At 54.8% G+C, this 3760-nt stretch carries 4 protein-coding genes; 1 reads left to right on the forward strand and 3 read right to left on the reverse strand.

The features are described from left to right. Positions 1 to 295 precede the first annotated feature (295 nt). From GOV91_RS22435 to GOV91_RS22445, 3 genes are read right to left on the reverse strand one after another with little or no spacing between them, the layout of a single operon-like run. Positions 296 to 646, reverse strand: a complete 351-nt coding sequence (locus GOV91_RS22435) for an antibiotic biosynthesis monooxygenase (RefSeq protein ID WP_170417151.1) — start codon at positions 644 to 646, stop codon at positions 296 to 298. A gap of 12 nt (positions 647 to 658) precedes the next feature. Continuing rightward, entirely contained in the window at positions 659 to 1429 is a 771-nt protein-coding gene (locus tag GOV91_RS22440) for a nuclear transport factor 2 family protein (RefSeq protein WP_170417149.1), read from the reverse strand. A gap of 35 nt (positions 1430 to 1464) precedes the next feature. Then, positions 1465 to 2259: a VOC family protein gene (locus tag GOV91_RS22445; RefSeq protein ID WP_170417147.1), complete on the reverse strand. Its 795-nt coding sequence runs from the start codon at positions 2257 to 2259 to the stop codon at positions 1465 to 1467. A 104-nt stretch (positions 2260 to 2363) separates the two neighbouring features. Between GOV91_RS22445 and GOV91_RS22450 the strand changes: the two genes are divergently transcribed. Beyond that, a complete protein-coding gene (locus GOV91_RS22450) occupies positions 2364 to 3245 on the forward strand; it encodes a LysR family transcriptional regulator (protein ID WP_170417145.1) in 882 nt (293 codons plus the stop codon). Positions 3246 to 3760 lie beyond the last annotated feature (515 nt).

The raw sequence follows: 3760 nt of genomic DNA on the forward strand, positions 1-3760 counted from the left end.
CTTTGAGGGCTATGTATAGCCCAGTCGCGAAGCAGAACTGTCGCCTTTGGTGGACAATGTGGTCAACCGGACTTTGCAAAGTCTGCTTTCTGCGTATTGCTGATCTTCGTGCCCCAAGCACCACTGGTAACTTTGGGCTCGATGCTAAAGTTCGCCTGAATATCCTGAAAGGCCGCTATGCGGGACAGAGTTGCCGTCCGCCTGGATAGCCCGATTGTCCGGTGATGAATGCTGATGATCAAAATGCAACAAAGCACCCATGTTTCCATGGGCGCTTTGGTTAGTATGAAGGCTCTTACCGTGCCAGTTGGTAGCGCTTCATCGACATAGAAGATGCATCGATCATGCTCATAAACTTCTCAGCAGCCGGAGCAGAGGCAAAGCTGTCCATGGATGCTTGCGCTGCCTCCGCGCTTTCCCAATTGACGACAACCGCCCATTTGTCGTCTGCGAAGGCGGCTTGCCGGGAGATGAAGCCAGGCTGTTTACTGACGTACTCGTCCTCAATGGCCTTGTCGACCGGTTCGAACGCTTGAGCTGAAACACCCTCGGCAAGGTCCATTGTCACAATCTCGATTACACCAGCATCTTGAGCCATAGCCGCGCCTCCCAGCGTCATCATTAAGGTGATCAGGAACGCTTTCATATTGGCACCCGATCAAAACTTGCCGTTGTCATGAGCCATTTCCGCAGGGATATCGGCGATCACGTCCCAATGCTCAACGATCTTGCCGTCTTCGACGCGGAACAGATCATAGAACGCTGTTGGTTTGTCAGCGAACGTTCCCTCAGAGGCGGTGAAGACAAAGTTACCCTCGGCCACAACAATGTGGACATCCGTGTAGATCATCTGGATGCCTTGCTCGGCCATGCCAGCAAGAGCAGCACCTAAACCGTCCAGACCGTCAGCAATGTTGCTGTTGTGCTGGATGTAGGTCTCCGTGGACAGGAATTCGGTGATCCGGTCAACGTCGCCATCTTTCAGGATGGTGTTCACAAAGTCTGTGACCAGCGCTTTGTTCTCAGCGGTCTTGTCCAGATCTGTGATCTCAGTTGAACCATCGGTCTGAGTATGCCCCGAAGGATTTGGCGGTGTAATTTGGGTCAGGTTGTCCCAGTGCTCTGCAACCTTTCCGTCCTCGACGCGGAAAACATCGAACCCCACCAGAGTGTCAGCACCGAACGCCTGAGCGTTGTTGTAGGTCGTATGCAGGACAACCATGTTGCCTTCCGCGATCACCCGGTGGATATCCACCTCGATCCCGCTTTCTTTCAGACCAGGAATGAAGCCAAGGATCGGCGCAGCCCCCGTGGGGACGGCTGGGTTGTGCTGGATATAGTCCTTTGCCAGAAGCTGTTCGGCGGCAGTTGCGTCGAAGTTGACAAAAATGGCGGCTACGGCCTCCATTACGAGTTCTTTAGGTGTCATTGTTGTAGTCCTCTCTTGGTTTGATTTGACGACATTCACGCGGCGCAAGCCTGCACTGAGGTGATCGTGAATTCTGTGCCCCAGGGATCGACCTTCTGGCCGGGCGTGAGACTTGCGGGGTCAGCCAACAGCTCAACACTCGCGAGACCTGTGGTTTCGACAGAGCGCGGGCCTGCCCCCTTTGATTGCCAAGCATTCGCGGCAAGATGGTGATGGTAGCCACCGGACCCGAACCAGCGGGCTGAGGGCAGCTCAAATGTCTGAACCATACTCAGCTCGTCAGTAACGAACTTGGCTGCCTTGCTGACATCACCGACACGTAAATGAACGTGTCCGATGACTGTGCCTTGCGGTGCGCCTTGCCACTGTGTGGCATCCTCCGTTAGTGATTTCAGGTCGAGCGGGTGCGTTGTCATGTGGATGGTATCGCCTTGGCGTTTCCACGCTTCGCGAGGCAGATCACGATAGATTTCGATGCCGTTTCCTTCGGGATCGTTCAGATACAGCGCCTCGCTGACACCGTGGTGGGATGCGCCATCCAGGCGAACACCGCGCTCATCCGCGTAGATCAGCCATGCGCCGAGGTCTTGTTTGGACGGCAACAGAAATGCGGTGTGAAACAGCCCCGCCTCTTTGGGAAAGGGTTTGGCATTGCGGTCCTGGCGCAGCTCGATCAGCGTGCCGGCCTCGGTGCCGAGGCGGGCGCTTTCACCGTTGCGTTCGACTAGGCCAAGGCCGATCACGTCTTCATAAAAGGTTGCGGTCTTATCCAGATCGCGCACCGTCAGGGCGACCTGACCTATTGAGATGGGGGCGTCTGACGTTGCCATGTTCTTTTCTCCTGCGATTCAGCTTGAGAGGAACTTAGCGATGGTCTTTTCTCCATGAAATGGCGATAAGAGCGAGTGTGTATCGCACAAATGGAGACAATGCTATGGACCGGATCGACGGGATGCAGAGCTTCGTGGCTGTTGTGGAATCCGGTTCTTTTGCCGCCGCCGGACAACGGCTTGGCATTTCAAACAAGCTGGTCAGCAAACGTGTGGCCCAGCTCGAAAACATGGTTGGGCTGAATCTTCTCCATCGCACCACCAGGTCTATGTCGTTGACCCACGAGGGGGAGCGATATCTGGAAGGAGCGCGACGGGTGCTGGCTGAATTGGAGCAGTTGGAGACTGAGTTTGACGCTTCAGAGGGCTTGAAGGGCATCGTTCGTGTGGCGGCGCCCCTTACCTATGGCGACACGGCGGTGGCTAAAGCAGCAAGCCGTTTCGTAGAGCAACACCCGGACGTCACAGTCGAATTGGACTTGTCGGATCATTATGCTGATCTGGCCAAGGGCGGTTTCGATATCGCAATACGGATCGGCGCGCTCAGCGACTCCAGTTTGGTCGTTCGCAAGCTCGGTGAAACGCATATGAAAGTCGTCGCGACTCCTTGCTACCTTGAAGAACATGGCACACCTTCACATCCTGCGGAACTCTCGGACCACATTTGCATTCGAGATGCGAACAACCCCGATCCAAACCGCTGGCCATTCCAGATCGAAGGGCAAACCGTGCAGGTGCCTGTCTCTGGCCCATTTCTGGCAAACAGTCCTCCCGCCTGCCTCGTACCGACGCGTGCCGGGAGCGGCATCTTCATATGCCCAGATGTGTTTTTGGGGGACGACCTTGAAACCGGACGTCTTGTGCAACTCTTTCCGGAGTTCCATTCCCGCACTTTGCCGATCCAAAGCGTGCAGTTACCTTCGGCCTTTCGAAAGCCGCGTGTAAGGGCCTTTGTGGAGTTTATGCGTGAAGAGATTCGGGCGTAGGTCGGCTCGAAAGTGGCCATTCGTGCAGTGTGCAGCATTTGGTAGGTATGGGCTCAAGTCAGTCATCTGAGTCGTTAAGTCAGATGACGGCTTAGGAACGGATAGCGGTCATTGTTGGTGGTCATTCCGAGAAATTTCGCCTGAACGTCTGCATTGAACGGCGCTGGACGTTCTTTGAAATCTGCTGAACGGCAGAGTTTCGGTCAAAGCAGACACGGGAAATAACAGACCGCGTTGCCTTGTTTGAATATCGCACTCGATCTGGCCACTCACTCGGATAAACCAAAATTCGTTGCTTTCTAGACAACGCCCGCACCAGTTTCGGCGGGCTAACCAAAACCTTGATGCTTGAGGCGAAGAGACAAAAAATGACGAATAAATGACCCCGCAAACTGCGGGGCCACAAAGGGTTTGACGAAAAGGCGACTCAACTTTTTTGAGGTTGAGCGACGGCCTAAGTTGTCTAGCCCCCGTGTTCTGGGCCATTTCGGACTAGAGTTTCGGGGACTGGTGGG

Source organism: Ruegeria sp. HKCCA6837 (assembly GCF_013034475.1).
Taxonomy (GTDB): domain Bacteria; phylum Pseudomonadota; class Alphaproteobacteria; order Rhodobacterales; family Rhodobacteraceae; genus Ruegeria.

What these genes read in the sequence shown, in the direction of transcription:
- GOV91_RS22435 (WP_170417151.1), bottom strand. Translation starts at nt 646, where the DNA reads ATGAAAGCGTTCCTGATCACCTTAATGATGACGCTGGGAGGCGCGGCT.
- GOV91_RS22450 (WP_170417145.1), top strand. Translation starts at nt 2,364, where the DNA reads ATGGACCGGATCGACGGGATGCAGAGCTTCGTGGCTGTTGTGGAATCC.
- GOV91_RS22440 (WP_170417149.1), bottom strand. Translation starts at nt 1,429, where the DNA reads ATGACACCTAAAGAACTCGTAATGGAGGCCGTAGCCGCCATTTTTGTC.
- GOV91_RS22445 (WP_170417147.1), bottom strand. Translation starts at nt 2,259, where the DNA reads ATGGCAACGTCAGACGCCCCCATCTCAATAGGTCAGGTCGCCCTGACG.